Annotated in this window: 17 protein-coding genes and 1 pseudogene; 10 read left to right on the forward strand and 8 right to left on the reverse strand. The window is 75.3% G+C overall.

The features are described 5' to 3' along the window. The first annotated feature begins 88 nt into the window (after positions 1-88). Entirely contained in the window at positions 89-556 is a 468-nt protein-coding gene (locus tag GC089_RS09585; protein ID WP_155377498.1) for an SRPBCC family protein, read from the forward strand. A 91-nt stretch (positions 557-647) separates the two neighbouring features. Here the strand turns inward: GC089_RS09585 and GC089_RS09590 are convergent, their stop codons facing one another. Both GC089_RS09590 and GC089_RS19745 read right to left on the reverse strand, forming a co-directional pair. Continuing rightward, on the reverse strand, positions 648-2,696 hold the full coding sequence (locus GC089_RS09590; RefSeq protein WP_155377499.1) for a thioredoxin domain-containing protein: 2,049 nt from the start codon (positions 2,694-2,696) through the stop codon (positions 648-650). Between the two features lie 67 nt (positions 2,697-2,763). Next, a complete protein-coding gene (locus GC089_RS19745) occupies positions 2,764-3,759 on the reverse strand; it encodes an AraC family transcriptional regulator (RefSeq protein ID WP_155377500.1) in 996 nt (331 codons plus the stop codon). 127 nt (positions 3,760-3,886) lie between these two features. Between GC089_RS19745 and GC089_RS09600 the strand changes: the two genes are divergently transcribed. After that, complete coding sequence (locus tag GC089_RS09600; RefSeq protein WP_155377501.1) at positions 3,887-4,558, forward strand: NAD(P)-dependent oxidoreductase; 672 nt, start codon at positions 3,887-3,889, stop codon at positions 4,556-4,558. Between the two features lie 231 nt (positions 4,559-4,789). Next, positions 4,790-5,041, forward strand: coding sequence for an acyl carrier protein (locus tag GC089_RS09605; RefSeq protein WP_155377502.1), 252 nt, complete (start codon positions 4,790-4,792; stop codon positions 5,039-5,041). A 63-nt stretch (positions 5,042-5,104) separates the two neighbouring features. On the opposite strand, the gene GC089_RS09610 is transcribed toward GC089_RS09605, so the two are convergent. Next, positions 5,105-5,884, reverse strand: a complete 780-nt coding sequence (locus GC089_RS09610) for a glycosyltransferase family 2 protein (protein WP_230684712.1) — start codon at positions 5,882-5,884, stop codon at positions 5,105-5,107. A gap of 254 nt (positions 5,885-6,138) precedes the next feature. Between GC089_RS09610 and GC089_RS09615 the strand changes: the two genes are divergently transcribed. The 7 genes and pseudogenes from GC089_RS09615 to GC089_RS09645 all read left to right on the forward strand — a co-directional run bounded on the left by GC089_RS09615 (position 6,139) and on the right by GC089_RS09645 (position 11,928). After that, a complete protein-coding gene (locus GC089_RS09615; protein WP_155377504.1) occupies positions 6,139-7,020 on the forward strand; it encodes a manganese catalase family protein in 882 nt (293 codons plus the stop codon). Positions 7,021-7,022: 2 nt separating this feature from the next. Then, positions 7,023-7,436, forward strand: a complete 414-nt coding sequence (locus GC089_RS09620; RefSeq protein WP_155377505.1) for a hypothetical protein — start codon at positions 7,023-7,025, stop codon at positions 7,434-7,436. Further along, on the forward strand, positions 7,433-8,614 hold the full coding sequence (locus GC089_RS09625) for a zinc-dependent alcohol dehydrogenase (RefSeq protein WP_155377506.1): 1,182 nt from the start codon (positions 7,433-7,435) through the stop codon (positions 8,612-8,614). Before GC089_RS09620 ends, GC089_RS09625 begins: the two co-directional genes overlap by 4 nt. 164 nt (positions 8,615-8,778) lie before the next feature. Beyond that, positions 8,779-9,858 carry an iron-containing redox enzyme family protein gene (locus tag GC089_RS09630; RefSeq protein ID WP_155377507.1) on the forward strand — a complete coding sequence of 360 codons (1,080 nt, stop codon included), beginning with the start codon at positions 8,779-8,781 and terminating at the stop codon, positions 9,856-9,858. 155 nt (positions 9,859-10,013) lie between these two features. Further along, positions 10,014-10,520: pseudogene (locus tag GC089_RS19065) on the forward strand (glycosyltransferase family 2 protein); the annotation flags it as partial. Positions 10,521-10,890: 370 nt separating this feature from the next. Further along, entirely contained in the window at positions 10,891-11,160 is a 270-nt protein-coding gene (locus GC089_RS09640; protein WP_155377508.1) for a CDGSH iron-sulfur domain-containing protein, read from the forward strand. A gap of 150 nt (positions 11,161-11,310) precedes the next feature. Beyond that, the gene (locus GC089_RS09645; RefSeq protein ID WP_196250676.1) at positions 11,311-11,928 is read left to right on the forward strand and encodes an ANTAR domain-containing protein; all 618 of its coding nucleotides are present in this window, start codon (positions 11,311-11,313) and stop codon (positions 11,926-11,928) included. A gap of 81 nt (positions 11,929-12,009) precedes the next feature. On the opposite strand, the gene GC089_RS09650 is transcribed toward GC089_RS09645, so the two are convergent. From GC089_RS09650 to GC089_RS09670, 5 genes are all read right to left on the reverse strand, one after another. Then, entirely contained in the window at positions 12,010-12,744 is a 735-nt protein-coding gene (locus GC089_RS09650) for a GAF and ANTAR domain-containing protein (protein ID WP_155377510.1), read from the reverse strand. Between the two features lie 35 nt (positions 12,745-12,779). Then, positions 12,780-14,168 carry an extracellular solute-binding protein gene (locus tag GC089_RS09655; protein WP_155377511.1) on the reverse strand — a complete coding sequence of 463 codons (1,389 nt, stop codon included), beginning with the start codon at positions 14,166-14,168 and terminating at the stop codon, positions 12,780-12,782. 5 nt (positions 14,169-14,173) lie between these two features. Then, entirely contained in the window at positions 14,174-15,118 is a 945-nt protein-coding gene (locus tag GC089_RS09660) for a carbohydrate ABC transporter permease (RefSeq protein ID WP_155377512.1), read from the reverse strand. Next, positions 15,118-16,086, reverse strand: a complete 969-nt coding sequence (locus tag GC089_RS09665; protein ID WP_155377513.1) for a carbohydrate ABC transporter permease — start codon at positions 16,084-16,086, stop codon at positions 15,118-15,120. Before GC089_RS09665 ends, GC089_RS09660 begins: the two co-directional genes overlap by 1 nt. Before the next feature lie 153 nt (positions 16,087-16,239). Further along, a complete protein-coding gene (locus GC089_RS09670) occupies positions 16,240-17,568 on the reverse strand; it encodes a cytochrome P450 (RefSeq protein ID WP_155377514.1) in 1,329 nt (442 codons plus the stop codon). Between the last annotated feature and the right edge of the window lie 43 nt (positions 17,569-17,611).

A 17,611-nucleotide genomic window follows, 5' to 3' on the forward strand; every position in this document is an offset into this window, starting at 1 on the left:
CGAACCGGGCCCCGCTCGGCGCGCGGGCTGCCCGCACCGCACCTAGCGTGGACGACGCACGATCCCCGATCACGCAGGAGGAGACGGCATGCCCACGATCGAGCAGACGATCGACGTCGACGTCCCGGTGCGCACGGCGTACGACCAGTGGACGCAGTTCGAGGACTTCCCGCACTTCATGAACGGCGTGGAGCAGATCACCCAGGTCAGCGACACGCTGACGCACTGGAAGACGAAGATCGGCGGGGTCGACCGCGAGTTCGACGCGCAGATCGTCGAGCAGGAGCCGGACCAGGTCGTCGCCTGGCGCAGCGTCGACGGCACCGCCCACGCGGGGCACGTGTCGTTCCAGTCGCTCGGCCCCACCTCGACGCGCGTCACCGCGAAGATCGAGTGGGAGGCGGAGTCCCTGGTCGAGAAGGTCGGTGCCGCGGTCGGCGCCGACGACCGCCAGGTGAAGAACGACCTCGAGCGGTTCAAGGAGTTCATCGAGAGCCGCGGCACCGAGACCGGTGCGTGGCGTGGGTCGGTCCAGGGCGGCACCCCGACCGTCTGACGCGGCGCGCGACGGCCGACGGCCCGGCACCCCCGCGGGTGCCGGGCCGTCGTGCGTCCGCGACCCGCCGTCCCCGGCCGGGACGGGCCGCTCAGGCGCGCAGGGCCTGCTCGAGCGCGGCGGTGTCGGTCACGGGCCGCTCGCAGACGAAGCCCCGGCAGACGTACGCGGCGGGACGGTCCCCGACGAGCGGACGGTCGCGCAGCAGCGCGGGCGCCTCGGCTCCGAGCCGGTCGGGGTCCCCGAGCGCGACGACGAGGCCGGGCGCGGACGCGGCCAGGGCCGACCGGTGCAGGGCACGCGTCGCGGCGTCGTCGGCGGGACCGACGACGGCGACCTCGCGGGGTCCGTCGAGCAGCGCCTCCGTGGTCGCCAGCGCCCACCCGGCGGCGCGCGGGTAGCGCACGGCGAGCTGCAGCGGCACCCGCAGCGCCGCGAGCGCCGCCTCCCGCAGCTCGAGGGAGCCGGTGGCGGCGGCCAGCGTGACGAGCGCGGCCGCGGCGGCGGGCTGCCCGCCCGGGGTCGGGCCGTCCGTCGGGTCCTGCGGCCGCCGCAGCGCGCCGAGCACGGCGTCCGTCGTGTCGTCGGCGGTGTCGAAGAGGCCACCGGCGTCGTCGGCGAAGCGCCGCAGCACGGTCCTGAGCAGCCGCTCGGCGCGTGCCGACCACTCGTGCTCGCCCGTCGCGGCCGCGAGCGCGAGGTAGCCCTCGGCGACGTCCGCGTAGTCCTCGAGGACCCCGGCCGCGGTGCCGGCGACGCCGTCGCGCGAGGTGCGCACGAGCCGGTCGTCGCCGGCCGCGTCGGGGTGCGTGTGCAGGTCCGCCAGCAGACGTGCGCACGTGCGGGCGGCGTCGAGCCAGTCGGGGCGCTCGAGCACCGCGCCCGCCTCGGCGAGGGCCGCGACGGCCAGGCCGTTCCACGCCGAGACCACCTTGTCGTCGCGGGCCGGCCGCGGTCGCCGCTCGCGTGCGGCGCGCAGCCGTGCGCGCACCGACGCGAACCGGTCCGCGTCGTCGGGCTCCGCCTGCCGCTGCAGGACCGAGGCGCCGTGCTCGAAGGTCCCCTCGTCGGTGACGCCCAGCACGTCGGCCGCCCACGCGCCGTCGTCGTCGCCCAGCACCTCGCGCAGCTGCGTCGGCGTCCACACGTAGAAGGCGCCCTCGCGGCCCTCGCTGTCGGCGTCGAGGGCGGACGCGAACCCGCCCTGCGGCGTGCGCAGCTCGGCGAGCAGCCAGTCCGCCGTCTCCTCGACGACGCGGCGGTCGAGGGGGTCGCCGGTCAGGCGCCAGGCGTGCAGGTGCACGCGCAGGAGCAGGGCGTTGTCGTAGAGCATCTTCTCGAAGTGCGGCACGGTCCACGTCGCGTCGACGGAGTACCGCGCGTAGCCGCCCGCGAGCTGGTCGTACATGCCGCCGCGGGCCATGGCGTCGAGGGTCCGGCGCGCCATCGCGAGCGCGTCCGCGTCGCCGGTGCGGGCGTGGTGACGCAGGAGCCACTCGAGCACCATCGACGGCGGGAACTTCGGTGCGCCGCCGAAGCCGCCGTCGCGCTCGTCGAACGTCGTGCCGAGCGCGCCGAGCGCGCGGGCGACGACGCGCTCGTCCACGAGGTCGCCCCCGGACGGCCCGTCCGCCGTGGCGGGACGCTGCGCGAGCGCGTCGGCGACGCTGCCCGCGCTCGCGACGACCTCGTCGCGCCGGGTGGACCACGCGGCGGCGAGCGCCGCGAGGACCTCGGGGAACGCCGGTACCTGCTGCACCCGGCGGGGCGGGAAGTACGTGCCGCAGAAGAACGGCCGGCCGTCGGGCGTCGCGAACACGGTCATCGGCCAGCCGCCGCTGCCCGTCATCGCCTGCGTCGCGGTCATGTACACCGCGTCGACGTCGGGCCGCTCCTCGCGGTCGACCTTGACGTTGACGAAGTGCTCGTTCATGAAGGCGGCGGTGGCGGGGTCCTCGAAGGACTCGTGCGCCATGACGTGGCACCAGTGGCAGGCGGCGTAGCCGACCGAGATCAGCAGGGGCACGTCGCGGCGGCGCGCCTCGGCGAACGCGTCGTCGCCCCACTCCCACCAGTCGACGGGGTTGTCGGCGTGCTGGAGCAGGTACGGGCTCGTGGCGGCGGCGAGTCGGTTCGGCACGGGTCCAGCGTGTGCCAGGGCGCGTGCCGGTGCGAGCCGACGGCCCGGGCCGGGCGTGCGGGTCGGCTCAGCCGTCGCCGCGGCGGACCGTCCCGGGCGGCCGCCCCGTCTCGCGCGAGAAGGCCCGGCTGAACGCGGCCTCGGACTCGTAGCCCGTCGCGGCCGCCACGCGCGCGACGGTGTCCCCGCGGCGCAGGCGGTCCTCGGCGACGTGCATCCGCCAGCGGGTCACGTACGTCATCGCCGGCACGCCGGCGACGGCGGTGAAGCGCTCCGCGAACGCGGACCGGGACATCGCCGCCTCGCGGGCGAGCGCCGCCACGGTCCACGGCGCGGCCGGGTCGGCGTGCACGGCGGCGACGGCGCGGCCGACGTGGGGGTCGCGCAGCGCCGCGAGCCAGCCGGTGGCGTCGTCCTGCTCGTCCAACCAGGCGCGGATCGCCTGCACGACGAGGACGTCGGCCAGCCGGGTGGTCACGGCCTCGCCGCCGGGCCGTGCGTGCTCGACCTCCGCCGCCATGAGGCGCAGCGTGTCCGCCGCCCACGGCGAGCGTCCCGCGGGCACGTGCACCACGGGCGGCAGCAGCGCGAGCAGGTGCCGCGACGCGGGTCCGTCGACGGCGAGGATCCCGCAGACCAGCAGCGTCCGCGGGCCCGGGCCGTCGTGGCGCAGCACCGAGTACTGGTCGGTCACGTACTCCTGCGGCAGGGTGTCGACGCGGCCCAGCGAGGGCACGCCCGGCGCGCTGCGCAGCACGTGGCCGCGCCCGTGCGGGACGAGCGCGAGGTCGCCGGCGCGCAGGTGCACCGACGTGCCGTCGACCTCGACGTGGCACTCCCCCGCCGTGACGACGTGGAAGCTCACGCAGGCGCCGAGCGCGGGCATGTCGACCGCCCACGGCGCCGCCGCGTCGGTGCGGTTGTAGAAGAGCCCGGTGACGCGCAGCCGGTGCAGCGCCGCGCCCACCGGGTCGGCGGAGCTCCACGGGCCCGGACCGCCGGGACCCAGGCCCACGGGGGCGGCCGTGGCCCGCGCGGGCGGGGCCGACGCGGTCGTCGTCATCCGGTCATGCTCCCGCCCGCGCCGGACGATCGGCAATGCCCTGACGACGTCCGGTCGTTCCGCGTCCGGGGCCGGGGCCCTGGGATGGAGGTGTCCGGGCGGGACCCGGGAACCGACGGAGGTCGACATGCGGGTGCTGGTGGTGGGTGCGACGGGTGGGTCCGGACGGGCGGCGGTGGCCGCGCTCGTGCGGGCAAGGCACGAGGTGACGGCGCTGTCGCGGCACGCGTCGGCCATGACGGGGCCGGGCGTGCGCGGGGTCGACGGCGACGCGACGGACGCCGCGACCGTCGACGCGCTGGTCGCGGGGCAGGACGCGGTGGTGGTGACGCTCGGCATCAGCGAGAACCCGTTCGCCGTGCGGCTGCGGGGCCCGCGCGGCACCGTGCCGGACGTCCGCTCGCGCGGGACGGCGGTCGTCGTCGAGGCGATGCGCCGGCACGGGGTGCGCCGGCTGGTCGTGCAGACGTCCTACGGCGTCGGCACCAGCGCGGAGCGGCTGCCGCTCGTGATGCGGCTGCTGTTCGCGGTGGTCATCGCACCGCAGATCGCGGACACGGACCGGCAGGCGCGGCTCGTGCACGCCAGCGACCTCGACTGGGTCGAGGTCCAGCCGGTCAACCTCACGGACGACGCCGTGACCGCGCCCGCGCTCGTGACGGACGACGACCGCACCGCGTCGATGAAGGTCGCGCGGAGCCAGGTCGGGCAGGTGCTCGCGGACGTGGTCGAGCGGGACGACGTGGTCGGCCGCGTGCTCGCGGTGTCGCACGACCCACGGGCACGGGCGGCGGTCTGACGCCGGCGGGCGCACCCCGCGTCAGGGGTGCGCCGACGCCGGGGCCGGGGGCTCACGGGTCCGTCGACGCCGGCGGGCTCCACCTTCGAGGTGTGACGCACGTCGCCCCGCCGGTTGCGGACGGGCCCGCCGTTCGTAGCGTGGACGACGACGGGGGTCCAGGACGCGGCCGCCGCACACCGCCCCGCCGGGCCGGCCACGGTCCGCGGGCGCCGACCGCAGGAGGCACCCATGGCGACTGGCGAGACCGGCTTCGACGACGTGACGTTCGACCTCATCTCGGTGCAGTACCACTCCCTGAAGGCCGGGCACGACTACGGGCAGTACGTGCGCGACGCCCGCAACGCGGGCAAGGAGGAGATCGCGGCGTTCTTCGAGCAGGTGATGCGCGAGGACTCCGAGCGTGCGCAGCGCTGCCACCAGTTCCTCGGCGAGCTCACGCAGCACGGCACGGACGCGACGTCGCCGCAGGGCGACGCCTGAGCCGCAGCGACGACGGCGGGCCCGGGCGCCACCGCCCGGGCCCGGCCCGTCCGCGTGACGACGTCAGGACCGGCGCGCCGCCGGACGCCACCGTGCCGCCCACCGCTCCCACGGCGGCAGCACGCGCCACTGCCGGCCGAGCGTGCGGAAGGCGCGGCCCAGGCGGGTGACCCACTGCGGGCCGAGCCGCACGGACCGTGACGACACCCCCACGCACCAGCCGCGGTCGACGACGACGCGCGCCGCCGGTCCGAGCGCGAGCGCCAGGTCCAGGTCGTCGTGCACGTCCTCCACGCGCGTGACGTGCTCGCGCACCCGGCGCCACGCGTCGGCGCGCACGGCCATCGACGACCCCCACAGCACGGGGTGGCCCGCCGCCAGGTGGCCCAGCACGTAGTAGGCGCCCAGGTACGCCCGTGCGACGCGCCGCCCACGCCCGCCGGCGAGGTCGAACCGGCCCGTCCCGGTGACGGCGTCGACGCGCGGGTCCGCCAGCACGTGCAGGGCGTGCGCGACCCAGCCCTCGTCGGGCCGTGAGTCGGCGTCGAGGCGCAGGATGACGTCGCCCCGGGCCGCGTCGTAGCCGGCGGCGGCGGCCGCCGGGATGCCGACACGCGGCTCGTCCACGACGCGGGCACCCCACCGGCGCGCGACGTCGGCGCTCGCGTCGCAGGAGCCGTTGTCGACCACGACCACCTCGTCGGGCGGGACGCTCTGACGTGCGAGACGCCGCAGGCACGCCTCCAGGTGCGCCGCGTCGTCGCGGACGGGCACGACCACGGACACGACGGGCTCGCGCACGGGCCGGACGACGGGCGCCGTCGGGGCACGGGTGGCGCTCACGCTGCTCCTCCGGTGCTCTCGCGCCGCGCGGCCGCTGCACGCGCCGGCGCAGGACATGGTCCCCCGCGCACCCTGCCAGTGCCATCCGGCGGCCGTCGGCGCCGTCCGCGCCGGATCGGACGCGCGTCCGGTCTCCGGGTGCGGGGCTCGCGAGGCGTTGTTTGACTGGCAGGACACTGCGCGTCGAGGAGATGGCGCGTGCCGGCGGGTCGTCCCGTCCGCGGGGGCCCCGTGTGCCAGCGAGAGGGAGCCACATGTTCTTCCACCGCCAGGAGCTGCAGTTCCACGCCAAGCCCGAGAAGCCGGACGCCGTGTTCGCCCGCAAGCTGCAGGAGGTGCTGGGCGGCCAGTACGGCGAGATCACCGTCGCGATGCAGTACGGGTTCCAGTCCTGGAACACCCACATCCCGGGGAAGTACAAGGACCTGCTGTACGGGATCGGCGCCGAGGAGTTCGGCCACGTCGAGATGCTGGCCACGATGATCGCGCAGCTGCTCGAGGACGCCCCGATCGGCATCGTGGACGGTGCCGTCCAGGACGACCCGACCGTCGCGGCGATCGTCGGCGGCACGGACCCGCAGCACGCGATCGTCGCGGGCGCGGGCGCACGGCCCGTGGACTCGAACGGGAACCCGTGGACGGCCGGCTACGTCACGGCGAGCGGCAACCTGCTGGCCGACTTCACGGCCAACGCGAACGCGGAGATGCAGGGCCGCCTGCAGGTCGCGCGGCTCTACCACATGACCGACGACAAGGGCGTGCGGGACATGCTCGCCTTCCTGCTCGCGCGCGACACGATGCACCAGAACCAGTGGATCGCGGCCGCGAAGGAGCTGCAGGAGGAGGGCCTCGAGCTGCTGCCGGTGCCGTCGAACTTCCCGCTCTCGAAGGAGCACCGCGACGTGTCCTACCAGTACATCAACTTCTCGAACGGCGAGCACGCGTCCGAGGGCAGCTGGGCGTCGGGCCCCACCCCCGACGGCAAGGGCGAGTTCACCTACGTGCCGGAGCCGCCGGCGGGCGTCCCCGCTCCCCCGCCCACCCGACCGGACGCACGCCTGTACGGCACGACGGACCTGCCGAACGCGGTCGAGAAGATCGCCGGCCGGGTGCAGGACAAGCTGCACCGCGAGTGAGCGTGCGCGGACGACTGCTGGCCGTGGCGGCGCTCGGTGCGGGCGCCGCCACGGCGGTCGCGCTCCGGCGCGGCCGCACGGCCCTCGACGCACCCGGCCGCGGGACGCTCGCCGTCACGGTCGCGGTGACCTCCGACGAGGTCGACGCGCGCGCGGCGGACCTGGACGACGAGCTCGGTGCCCTGCTGGCGCGCGCACGGCGCACTCCGGCGCCCGGCGGGCGCGGGACGGAGCTGCGGGTCGACGACGACGGTCACGACCGGGCCGGCACGCGGCAGACGCTGCGGCTGCTGAAGCAGCGGCTGGAGACGGGCTCGGTCATGCCGCCCGACGACCTGTCGGGCCGGCCCCCGACGCCGCAGGGGCTGGTGCTGGACGCGGTGCTGCGCGCCGCGGGACGGGAGGGACGCCTGTGAGGGCCGTGCAGTGGACCGGGGTCAACGAGGTCAGCACGGGCGACGTGCCGGACCCCGCGATCGAGCAGCCGTACGACGCGATCGTCAAGGTCACCGCGAGCGTCACGTGCGGCTCCGACCTGCACCTGCTCGGCGGGTACATCCCGTTCATGCGGCACGGGGACGTCATCGGGCACGAGTTCCTCGGCGAGGTCGTCGAGGTGGGGCCCGGCGTGCGCGACCGGCGCGTGGGCGAGCGCGTCGTCGTCAGCTCGTTCATCGCGTGCGGGAGCTGCTGGTACTGCCGGCAGCAGCTGTTCTCGCTGTGCGACAACGGCAACCGCAACCCCGCGGTCACCGAGACGCTGTGGGGCTTCGCGCCCGGCGGCTGCTTCGGCTACTCCCACGCGCTCGGCGGGTACGCGGGCTCGCACGCGGAGTACGTGCGGGTGCCGTTCGCGGACGTCGGCGCGTTCCCGGTGCCCGACGGGGTCGAGGACCTGCGCGCGCTGTTCGCCTCCGACGCCGCGGCGACGGGGTGGATGGGCGCGGCCGACCTGGGCGAGGTCGGGCCGGGCGACGTCGTGGCCGTGTGGGGTGCGGGCGGCGTGGGCCAGATGGCGGCCCGGTCCGCCCAGATCCTCGGTGCGGACCGCGTCGTCGTCATCGAGACCGACCCGTACCGCCGCGCCGTCGCGCGCGACCAGCTGGGCTGCGACGTGCTCGACCCGCAGGACGCGCTCGGCGACGCGCTGCTCGACCTCACGGCCGGCCGGGGGCCGGACGTGTGCATCGAGGCCGTCGGCATGGAGGCGTCCGGGGCCACGGGCCCGCTGGCGGCGCTCGACAAGGTCACGCAGCTCGCCCGGGTGCAGACCGAGCGCATCACGCCGCTGCGGGAGGCGGTCTACCACTGCCGCAAGGGCGGACGCGTCGCCGTGCTGGGCGTGTTCGCGGCGTGGGCCGACCGGTTCCCCCTGGGCGCCCTGATGAACAAGGGGCTCACCCTGCGGGGCGCCCAGATGCACGGGCAGAAGTACATCCCGACGCTGCTCGACCTCATGGCCCGCGACGAGCTCGCGCCGGAGTACCTGGCCACGCACGTGCTCGACCTCGAGGACGGCGCCGAGGCGTACCGCCTGTTCAAGGAGAAGGACGACGGCTGCCTGCGGGCGGTGCTGCGTCCGGGCGGGGTCTGACCCGCCCACCCCCGTCCTGCGGCTGCGTCCCGGGTGCGGACTCGGGACGCAGCCGCAGGTGAGGGCGTCGAGGGCGTCACTCGTTCCGGTGGCGGGGTGCGGGGCCGGGGCCACGATGGGTCGCGCGTCGAGCCCCGGCGCCGCAGCCCGAGGGAACGAGAACGATGACCAGCACGTCGGTGCCGACGGACGTCCCTGCCGAGCCCGGGCCCGCGCCCACGCGGCCCATGCCGCTGCCCTCGCCGCGCGGGCCGGTGGGCGAGGCCCTCCTGCGGCTCCTGACCGGCACCGGCACGGACGCGGGTCCCCTGCGCGCCGCCGTCGAGGCCGCCGTCGCGGCGCCCCCCGCCTCGTGGCTCGAGGACGACGACGTGCAGCACGCGCTGCTGTGCCTGTACGAGCTGCACTACCGCGGCCTGGCCGGCGTCGACGACGCCTGGGAGTGGGACGTCGACCTGCTGCGGGTGCGCACGACGCTCGAGGGTCTCGTGGAGGCCGAGCTGCGCACGCGCGTCCCCGTGCCCGACTGCACCGACCGCAGCCGCACCGGTGTGGCCGCGCGCCTGTTCCGCCTCACCGAGGAGGACGACTCCCCCAGCCTGTCCCGCTGGGTCGCGCGCCGCGCCACCGAGGAGCAGGTGCGCGAGCTGCTCGTGCAGAAGTCGGTCTACCAGCTCAAGGAGGCCGACCCGCACACGTGGGCGGTGCCCCGCCTCGGCGGACGCGCGAAGGCGGCGCTCGTGGAGATCCAGGCCGACGAGTACGGCGGCGGCGACCCCGAGCGCATGCACCACGCGCTGTTCGCGCGGGCCATGCGCGGGCTCGGCCTCGACGACACGTACGGCCGGTACGTCGACCACGTCCCCGCCGCGACGCTGGCGTCGTCCAACGTCATGTCCCTCCTCGGTCTGCACCGGCGGCTGCGCGGCGCGACGGTCGGGCACCTCGCCGCGTTCGAGATGACGTCGTCGCTGCCCAACCGGCTGTACGGCAACGGCCTGCGCCGCCTCGGTCACGACGACGAGGCCACCACCTGGTACTTCGACGAGCACGTCGCGGCCGACGCGGTGCACGAGCAGATCGCGGCGCGCGACCTCGCCGGCAACCTCGCCGAGGAGGAGCCGGCGCTCGTCGACGACGTGCTGTGGGGCGCCGCGGTGTGCCTCGCCGTCGAGGGCTGGGCGGGTGCGCGCACGATCGCGCGGTGGGAGGCGGGCGAGTCCTCCCTGCGCCTGCCGCTGTGAGCGCCGCGCCGCGTCCCGACGCGCCGACCGTGGACGCCGGCCCGGCCACCGTGGACGACGCCGTCTACCTCCTGCCCCTGCGCTCCCCCGCGCCCGTGCCCGACGAGACCTGGGAGTACCTGGCCCGCGTGGCCGGCGTGCTGCCGGTCGTCGTGGTGGACGGCTCGCCGCCGGACGTGCAGGACGCGCACGCGCACCGCCTGCCCGACGGCGTGCGCCAGGAGCGGGTCGGGACACCGCCGCCGGGGCGCAACGGCAAGGCCGTGTCCGTGCGGCACGGCCTGCGCGTGACGGACGCCGAGCGCGTGGTCGTCGCGGACGACGACGTGCGCTGGGACCCGGCCGACCTGCGCCGCGCGCTGCGCCTGCTCGACGACGCCGACGTCGTCCGGCCCCAGAACGTCTTCGCGCCCGCACCGTGGCACGCGCGGTGGGACACCGGCCGCGCCCTGCTCAACCGGGCGCTCGGCGGCGACTGGCCGGGCACGCTGCTCGTGCGCCGCTCGGCGCTGCCCCCGCACGGGTACGACGACAGCGTGCTGTTCGAGAACCTCGAGCTCGTGCGGACCGTGCGCGCCGGCGGCGGGCGCGAGCACGTCGCCCTCGACGTGCTCGTCGAGCGTCGCCCGCCGGACGTGCACCGGTTCCTCGACCAGCGCGTGCGCCAGGCGTACGACAGCCTCGCGCAGCCCCCGCGCCTCGCGGCCGAGCTCGCCGTGCTGCCGCTGACGGCGGCCGCGCTCCTGCGGCGCCGGCCCGGCCTCGTCGCAGCCGCGGCGGCCGCCGTCGTCGCGCTCGCCGAGGTCGGCCGTCGGCGCGCCGGCGGTGCCGGCCGGTTCCCGCCGACGGCGGCACTGTGGGCGCCGCTGTGGTGCCTGGAGCGCGGCGTGTGCGCGTGGGCCGCGCTCGCGCTGCGCGCGCGGGGCGGCGTGCCCTATGCCGGCACGCGACTGCGCGTCGCCGCGCACCGTGAACGTGACCTGCGCCGGCCCGTCGGTCCCGCCGGCCCCCGCCCGACCCGAGGAGCACGCCATGACCCAGGAGCTGCACCGCACCGACGTGACGAGCGACACGGACGCGCCGACGCACGGGGCGCCGCGCACGCCCGCACCGCGCGCCTCGGTGACGTTCTGCCCCGACGGGCCCGTGCTCGTCCGTGGCGACGTCGAGCTGCGCGACGAGGACGGGATGCCCGTCACCAAGCCGCGGCCGACGGTCGCGCTTTGCCGCTGCGGCGGCTCGGCCATCAAGCCGTGGTGCGACGGCACCCACAAGGTCAACGGGTACCGGTCGCTGGACTGACCTGCGCACACGCCGGCGGGCGGCCCGTCGCCCGTTTGCTTCGCCACGTGCGTTCGCCTAACTTTCACCACGGGTCAGGACACGGCCCGCCGGTTCGTGACCGACGTGAGGCCCCATCCCGTGTCCACCACTCTCCGCGACGACCACCCCGTGGGTCGCGACCTCCCCGCCGCCGTGACGGCGCGGCTCCGGCACCTTCCCGTGGACGGCACGTGGTGGTGGTCGGACGAGTGCTTCGCGCTCCACGGCTTCGAGGTCGGCGAGGTCGTCCCCACCACCGAGCTCGTGCTGGCACACGTGGACGCCGGCGACCGGGACCGGTGGTGGGCCGAGCTGACGGGCGCCACCGCGGCACCGGCGCACTCCCGGTTCCGGCTGCGCGACGCGCTGGGCCAGGAGCGCCACGTGGTCGCCGTCTACCGGCGCACGCCCGAGGACGCCGTCGAGGCGGACCTGGTGGACGTGACCCGGCTGGTCGCGGCCGAGGGCAGCCGGCTCGCGACCGCGCAGATCGCCGCGTCGGCAGCGTCCCGCGCCACCATCGAGCAGGCCAAGGGCATGCTCGCCGCCGCCTACGGCGTCACGCCCGAGCTCGGCTTCGCCCTGCTGCGGGAGGCGTCGATGCGCAGCAACGTGAGCCTGCGCACGATCGCCGAGGGCGTGGTCGAGCACGTGGTCTCGCACGGGACCCGCATCGAGGCGCTCGCCGCACGGCTCGCCCCGTACCTGCTCGGGGTCGGCCCGGAGGACGTGCTGGGCCGCGACTGAGCGACGGACGACGCACCACGGGGGCGGCGGGTGGTGCACCCGCCGCCCCCGTCGTCGTCTCCTGGACCGGCGACGAACCGCTCAGCCGTTGCGCGGCTCGAACGTCGACACGGGCGGCTCCGCGCCACCCACACGTCGGACCATCTCGTGCGCGAGGTCGCGCAGCCTGACGTTGCGCCCCTGCGACGCCCGCCGCAGGAGCGCCAGCGCCTCCTCCGCCGAGCAGCGGTTCTGCGCCATGACCATGCCGATCGCCTGGTCGATGACCGCCCGCGACTCCAGCGCCGTGCGCAGGTCGGCGGTCGTCGTGGCGAGGTCGGCCAGGCGCAGGGAGTAGTCGAGGACGTGCCGGAGCTCGGTCGCGAGCCGCTGCGCCCGCGCGACGGTCGCGTCGTCGAACGCACCGCCGACGTCCGAGTAGGCGTTGAGCGACACCTCGAGGTCGCTGTTGACGCGCACCGGGAACGCGGCCGACGCCACGAAGCCGGACTCGAGCGCCGCGTCGCGCCACGCGGGCCACCGCGACTCGCTCGCGACGTCGTGCACGAGGATCGTCTCGGCGACGTCGAGGGCGGTGAGGCAGGGGCCACCGCCGCTCGCGTACTCGACCTCGTCGCAGCGGCGGGCCCGCTCGCCGGTCCAGGCGACCGCACTGGCGCGGCCGTCGCGGCGCAGGGTCACGGTCGTCTCCCCCGCCTCGCCCGCGATGACGGCGGCGCAGGCGTGCGCCACCGCCTCGAGGACCTGCTGCACGTCGGTCGCCTCGACCAGGGTCGTGTGCAGGCGCTCCATGGCCTTGTCGACCGGCTCGTCCACGGTGCCGTCCTCTCCTCACGGGAGGACCTGGTCGGTCACCCCTCCGCCGTCACGTTCTCGTACGCCCGCTCCGCCGCGTGCTGGGCGTCGGCGAGCGCCTCCTCGACCGTCGCGTCGCCGAGCAGCGCCGCGGTGACCGCGTTGTTGAGCGCGTTGGTGATCTCCTGCCCGGCAGGCGACGCGCCGTAGGTCCGACCGTAGTCCAGCACGTCGTAGTAGGTGGCGATCACCTGGTCGAAGCCGGGGTCGCCGCTCGGGACGACCCAGCGCTCGCGGACGAGCTGGTCCGCCTCGGGCGAGCCGGTGAACAGGCCGGTGTTGATGCCGCCGTCCTCGGCGCGCGTGGCGGCACGCGCCTCACCGGCGGCCTCCCACGCCCCGAGCTCGGTGAGCGCGAGCATCCACGCGCACGCGGCGTCCGGGTTCTGCGCCCCGGCGGGGACCACGAAGGCCGAGCCGCCCGCGACGGAGAACGGCTCGCCGTCGGCGCCGCGGAACGGCACGGCCCGCAGCTGCACCTGGCCGATGTACGGCGAGAGCACGTTCGGGTACCACTGCGCGTTCACCTGGGCGGCGACCTGGTCGGTGACGTACTGGTTGGCGTCGCCGAACGTGTCGAACGCGTCGGTGAACGACTTCACCTGCGCGTACCCGCCCTGCGCGTCGGTGATCTGCTTGAGCAGCTCCACGCCCGCGTGGTTCGACGGGTCGTCGAGGGTGGGCCGGCCCTCCTCGTCCGTGAGCTGCCCGCCCATGCCGATCACCCAGAGCCCCGCCTGCCCGGTGGCGACCGGGTCGAAGCCGAGCCGCGTCGGCGTGCCGCCCTCCGCCTGGTAGGTGGCGGCGACCGCCTGCAGCAGCTGGTCCGGCTTCGAGGTGTCGAACTGCTCGTCGGTCAGGCCCGCCGCCTCGGTCACGCGGGTGTTCAGGATGATCGCCGGCGGCTGGTAGAACTGCGGCACCGCCCACAGCTGGTCGTCCCACTCGACGTCGTCGACGACGAAGTCGTAGAACCGCTCGTCCGCCTCGACCCCGTGGGCCTCGTAGCACGCGTCCAGCGGCAGGATCAGGCCCTGCGCGGCGTACGTCGGGACGAAGCGACGGTCCATCTGCACGACGTCGGGCACCTGCCCGCCCGCGACGCGGGTCGTGAACTTCTGGGCGTCGAACGAGGTCTGGTCCATCGTGATCTCGAGGTCGGACAGCTGCTCGGCGGCGTAGGCCATGCGGGCCTCGCCGACGTCGTCCGCGTTGTCGAACGCCCAGGCCGACAGCTCACCGGTGGGCGCCGTCGTGAAGTCGGTCGGGTCGCCGGCACCGGCACCCCCGCCGTTGCCGCCGCCCGGTCCGCACGCGGCGAGCGTGGCGGTGGCCGTGACGAGCGCGAGCCCGGTCAGCAGAGGTGTGCGTCGTGCGTTCTTCATGGGGGTCATCCCTTGCGTCCGGTCGTCGCGATGCCGTCGACGAAGTAGCGCTGCCCGAAGGCGAACAGCGCGAGCATGGGCAGCGTCACCAGCAGGGACGCCACCATCACGTACTGGTAGTCGCCCTGACCGCCGGCGGTCGGGCTGTAACGGGTCATCGCGTACGCGATCCCGAGGGGCGCGGTGAACTGCTCGACGCTGCCCGCGTTGAGGTAGATCAGCGCCGACTGGAGGTTGTTCCACGAGGCCTGGAACTCGAACAGCAGCACGATGACGAACGACGGCACGGCCAGCGGCATGGCGATCCGCCAGAACTGCCGCCAGTACCCGGCGCCGTCGATGGTCGCCGCCTCGAAGATCTCGCGCGGCAGACCGAGGAAGAACTGGCGCTGCAGGAAGATGTAGAACGCCGAGCCGAACAGGTTCGCCCCCCACAGCGGCACCCACGTGCCGAGCAGCCCCGTCTCCTTCCAGATGAGGTAGGTCGGGATCATCGTCACGGCGCCGGGCAGCATCATCGTGCCGAGCACGAGGCCGAACAGCAGGCTGCGGCCCGGGAACCGGAACCACGCGAAGCCGAACGCGACGAGCGAGCTCGACACCGCGACCGCGACGGCGGCGAGCACCGCGATCGAGACGCTGTTCGTGAGCCAGCTGAGCAGCGGCAGCTCCTGCCACACCGTGACCCAGTTGTCCCACCGCACCGGCGAGGGGACCAGCGAGTTGTCGAAGACCTGACCGCGCGACTTCAGGCTCGCGGCCACGAGCCAGGCGAGCGGGTACAGGAACAGCGCGGTGATCGCGAGCAGCACGACCCAGCGCACGACGCGACCGACGCCGCTGAACCTGCTGCGCCGCCAGACGGGCGTCGCCTCGTCGACACCGCGGGCGCGGGCCGTCGCCGCGGGCACCTGCCGGGGCGCGCCGAGGGGGGTGGTCGTGGCAGCCATCAGCGATCCGCCTCGTAGTAGACGAAGCGGTTCCCGAACCGCACCTGGACGATCGTGACCAGCATGACGATCACGAAGAGCAGCCACGCCATCGCGGCGGCGAAGCCGAAGTTGAACTGCCGGAACGCCTGCTGGAACAGGTAGATCGCGTAGAACAGCGACGCGTCGGGCGCGGTCGAGCCCTGGTCACGCCAGAACAGCAGGTACGCGGAGTCGAAGATCTGGAAGGCCGCGATCGTCAGCACGATCGTGTTGAAGAAGATCGCCCCGGAGATCATCGGCACGGTGATGTGCCGGAACAGGCGCCACGGGCCGGCACCGTCGAGCGTCGCGACCTCGTACAGCTCGCGCGGCACCGACTTCAGCGCGGCGAGGAAGATGACCATCGTGCCGCTGACGGCCCACAGCGACATGAGCACGATCGACGGCTTGATCCAGTCGGGGTCGACGAGCCACTGCGGTGCGGGCAGGCCGAGGCTGCGCAGGAAGCGGTTGACCGCGCCGTTCGAGCCGTTGAGCAGCAGGAAGAAGATCGCCGCCGTCGCCACGGCCGGTGTCATCTTCGGCAGGTAGAAGACCGTGCGGAAGAAGCCCGCGCCCCGGCCGACGCGGTCGAGCAGCACCGCGAGGAACAGCGCGAACGCGATCTCCAGCGGGACGGCCAGCACGGCGTAGAAGAGCGTGTTGCCGAGCGCCGTCGCCACCCGCGGGTCGTCGAGGAGCTCGCGGTAGTTGTCGAGGCCGACCGGCGTCGTGGCACCCGTCGCGAGGTTGTACCGCGTGAACGAGATGTACAGGCTCCACGCCATGGCGCCGGCGGTGAAGACGAGGAACCCGACGACCCAGGGCGAGATGAACAGGTAGCCCGCGATCGCCTCGCGGTCGAGCCGGCGTCGTCGTCGCGGCGGTGGCGCCGTCCCCGTCGTGGTCGCAGGGCCGCCCGCCACTGCGGGCGCAACATGCGTCATCGCCGGCTCCCGTCGTCCGTCCGCACCGGCGAACCGGGTCGGAGCTCCCCCCCTCGTGCGTCCACCTGCTGGAACGTCGAGGACGGTTCGGACGATAGAACTGCTTCTCCTGCTCCGCGACTTCTCGACGGGCCGCCCGGCCTGGGCTGCGTCTCAGGCCGCGGCGGCGCGCAGGCGCAGGTGCTCGTGGGCGAGCGTCGGCGGGAGCGGGTCGTCGGCGAGCGCCGGGTGGCTGTCCGGGCTCCACCGGACGTCGCGCACGAGGTCGGACAGGAGCGTCGACGCCGTGAGGAGCACCACGTCCTCACCGGGGCACACGACGGGCCCGGCGCTGAACGGCACGACCAGCCACGGCTCGACGGAGCCCGCCGGACCGGTCCAGTCGGTGCCGTCCCAGAAGCCCGGGTCGAACGTGTCGGCAGCCGGTCGCCGGTCGGGGTCCCGGTGGAACCACGAGCTGACGAGGGCCACGCCGTGGCCCGGCGGCAGCACGTCGTCGCCCCAGACCGTGGGCGCGACCGTCTCGCGCAGGAGCACGAGCGTCGTCGGCCACAGCCGCACGCTCTCGAGCACGGCGGCACGCGCCAGTGGCAGGACGTGCACCCCGCCCGCCGCCGCCGCGTCGACCGCCTCGGCGCGCAGGGCGTCCTGCAGCGCGGGACGCGCAGCCGCGACGGCGAGCGCCCGCCACAGCGCGATGCGGGCGGCGTCGAAGGCGAAGAGCCAGTGCGGCACCTGCGTCGCGGCCAGCAGCGGGTTCCCGCCCCGGGCCACCCCCGCGCCCGCGAGGCTGTCCAGCGGCGCACGGCGCACGTGGTCGAGCACGTGCCGCGAGAACCGGGCGCGCAGCGCACGGCGCTGCGGCACGGCGAACGCCCAGTTGGCGCGCGTGCGCAGTGCCTGCAGCTCGTCGGTCAGCACGGTGTCGTCCCGCGCCCCAGGACCGAGCGTGACGGTGCGGGCGGCCGACCACAGCGGCCCGTCGACGTCGTCGAAGCCGAGGCCGCCCTGCCGGCGCGCGCCGCGGACCACCGCGTCGGCGATGCCGTGCAGGGCCCCGACCACGCCCTCGCCCGCGGCGTGGACCGGGCGGCCCGTGTCGAGCGCCCGCTCGTTCCACTCCCGCAGCGCGGGCCGCTCCTCGAGCGGGCTGATGAGCACGCCGCGCGGCTGGAAGTGCGACAGCGCGGCGCGCTTCTCCCACGACGCGGGCGAGAACGGGTCGGGAGACGCGTCGAGCACGGCGCGGCCGTCGTCGTGGTGCAGCGGGAGCACCAGGCGGCGCGGGCCGAGCGTGACGGCGACCGGCCGGCGGTCGTGCCGCTCGGCGAGCCGCTCCAGCACGGCCGCGGCGCGCGCGTCGCTGCGGGCGCGCTCGGCCGCCACGGTCACGCGCGGGCGACGCACGATCGCGCCCTGCGCGAGCAGCGGGGCGAGGACGCCGCCGAGCACGCGCGCCTGCTCCGCCGGTCCCAGGGTCACGACGTCACGCGGCCCCACCCGGTGCTCCCGGGCGGGGCCGGCG

It is taken from the genome of Cellulomonas sp. JZ18 (assembly GCF_009720485.1).
In the GTDB taxonomy this organism is placed as follows: domain Bacteria; phylum Actinomycetota; class Actinomycetes; order Actinomycetales; family Cellulomonadaceae; genus Cellulomonas.

What these genes read in the sequence shown, in the direction of transcription:
- GC089_RS09605 (WP_155377502.1), top strand. Translation starts at nt 4,790, where the DNA reads ATGGCGACTGGCGAGACCGGCTTCGACGACGTGACGTTCGACCTCATC.
- GC089_RS09640 (WP_155377508.1), top strand. Translation starts at nt 10,891, where the DNA reads ATGACCCAGGAGCTGCACCGCACCGACGTGACGAGCGACACGGACGCG.
- GC089_RS19745 (WP_155377500.1), bottom strand. Translation starts at nt 3,759, where the DNA reads ATGACGACGACCGCGTCGGCCCCGCCCGCGCGGGCCACGGCCGCCCCC.
- GC089_RS09660 (WP_155377512.1), bottom strand. Translation starts at nt 15,118, where the DNA reads ATGGCTGCCACGACCACCCCCCTCGGCGCGCCCCGGCAGGTGCCCGCG.
- GC089_RS09600 (WP_155377501.1), top strand. Translation starts at nt 3,887, where the DNA reads ATGCGGGTGCTGGTGGTGGGTGCGACGGGTGGGTCCGGACGGGCGGCG.
- GC089_RS09615 (WP_155377504.1), top strand. Translation starts at nt 6,139, where the DNA reads ATGTTCTTCCACCGCCAGGAGCTGCAGTTCCACGCCAAGCCCGAGAAG.
- GC089_RS09655 (WP_155377511.1), bottom strand. Translation starts at nt 14,168, where the DNA reads ATGAAGAACGCACGACGCACACCTCTGCTGACCGGGCTCGCGCTCGTC.
- GC089_RS09585 (WP_155377498.1), top strand. Translation starts at nt 89, where the DNA reads ATGCCCACGATCGAGCAGACGATCGACGTCGACGTCCCGGTGCGCACG.
- GC089_RS09630 (WP_155377507.1), top strand. Translation starts at nt 8,779, where the DNA reads ATGACCAGCACGTCGGTGCCGACGGACGTCCCTGCCGAGCCCGGGCCC.
- GC089_RS09665 (WP_155377513.1), bottom strand. Translation starts at nt 16,086, where the DNA reads ATGACGCATGTTGCGCCCGCAGTGGCGGGCGGCCCTGCGACCACGACG.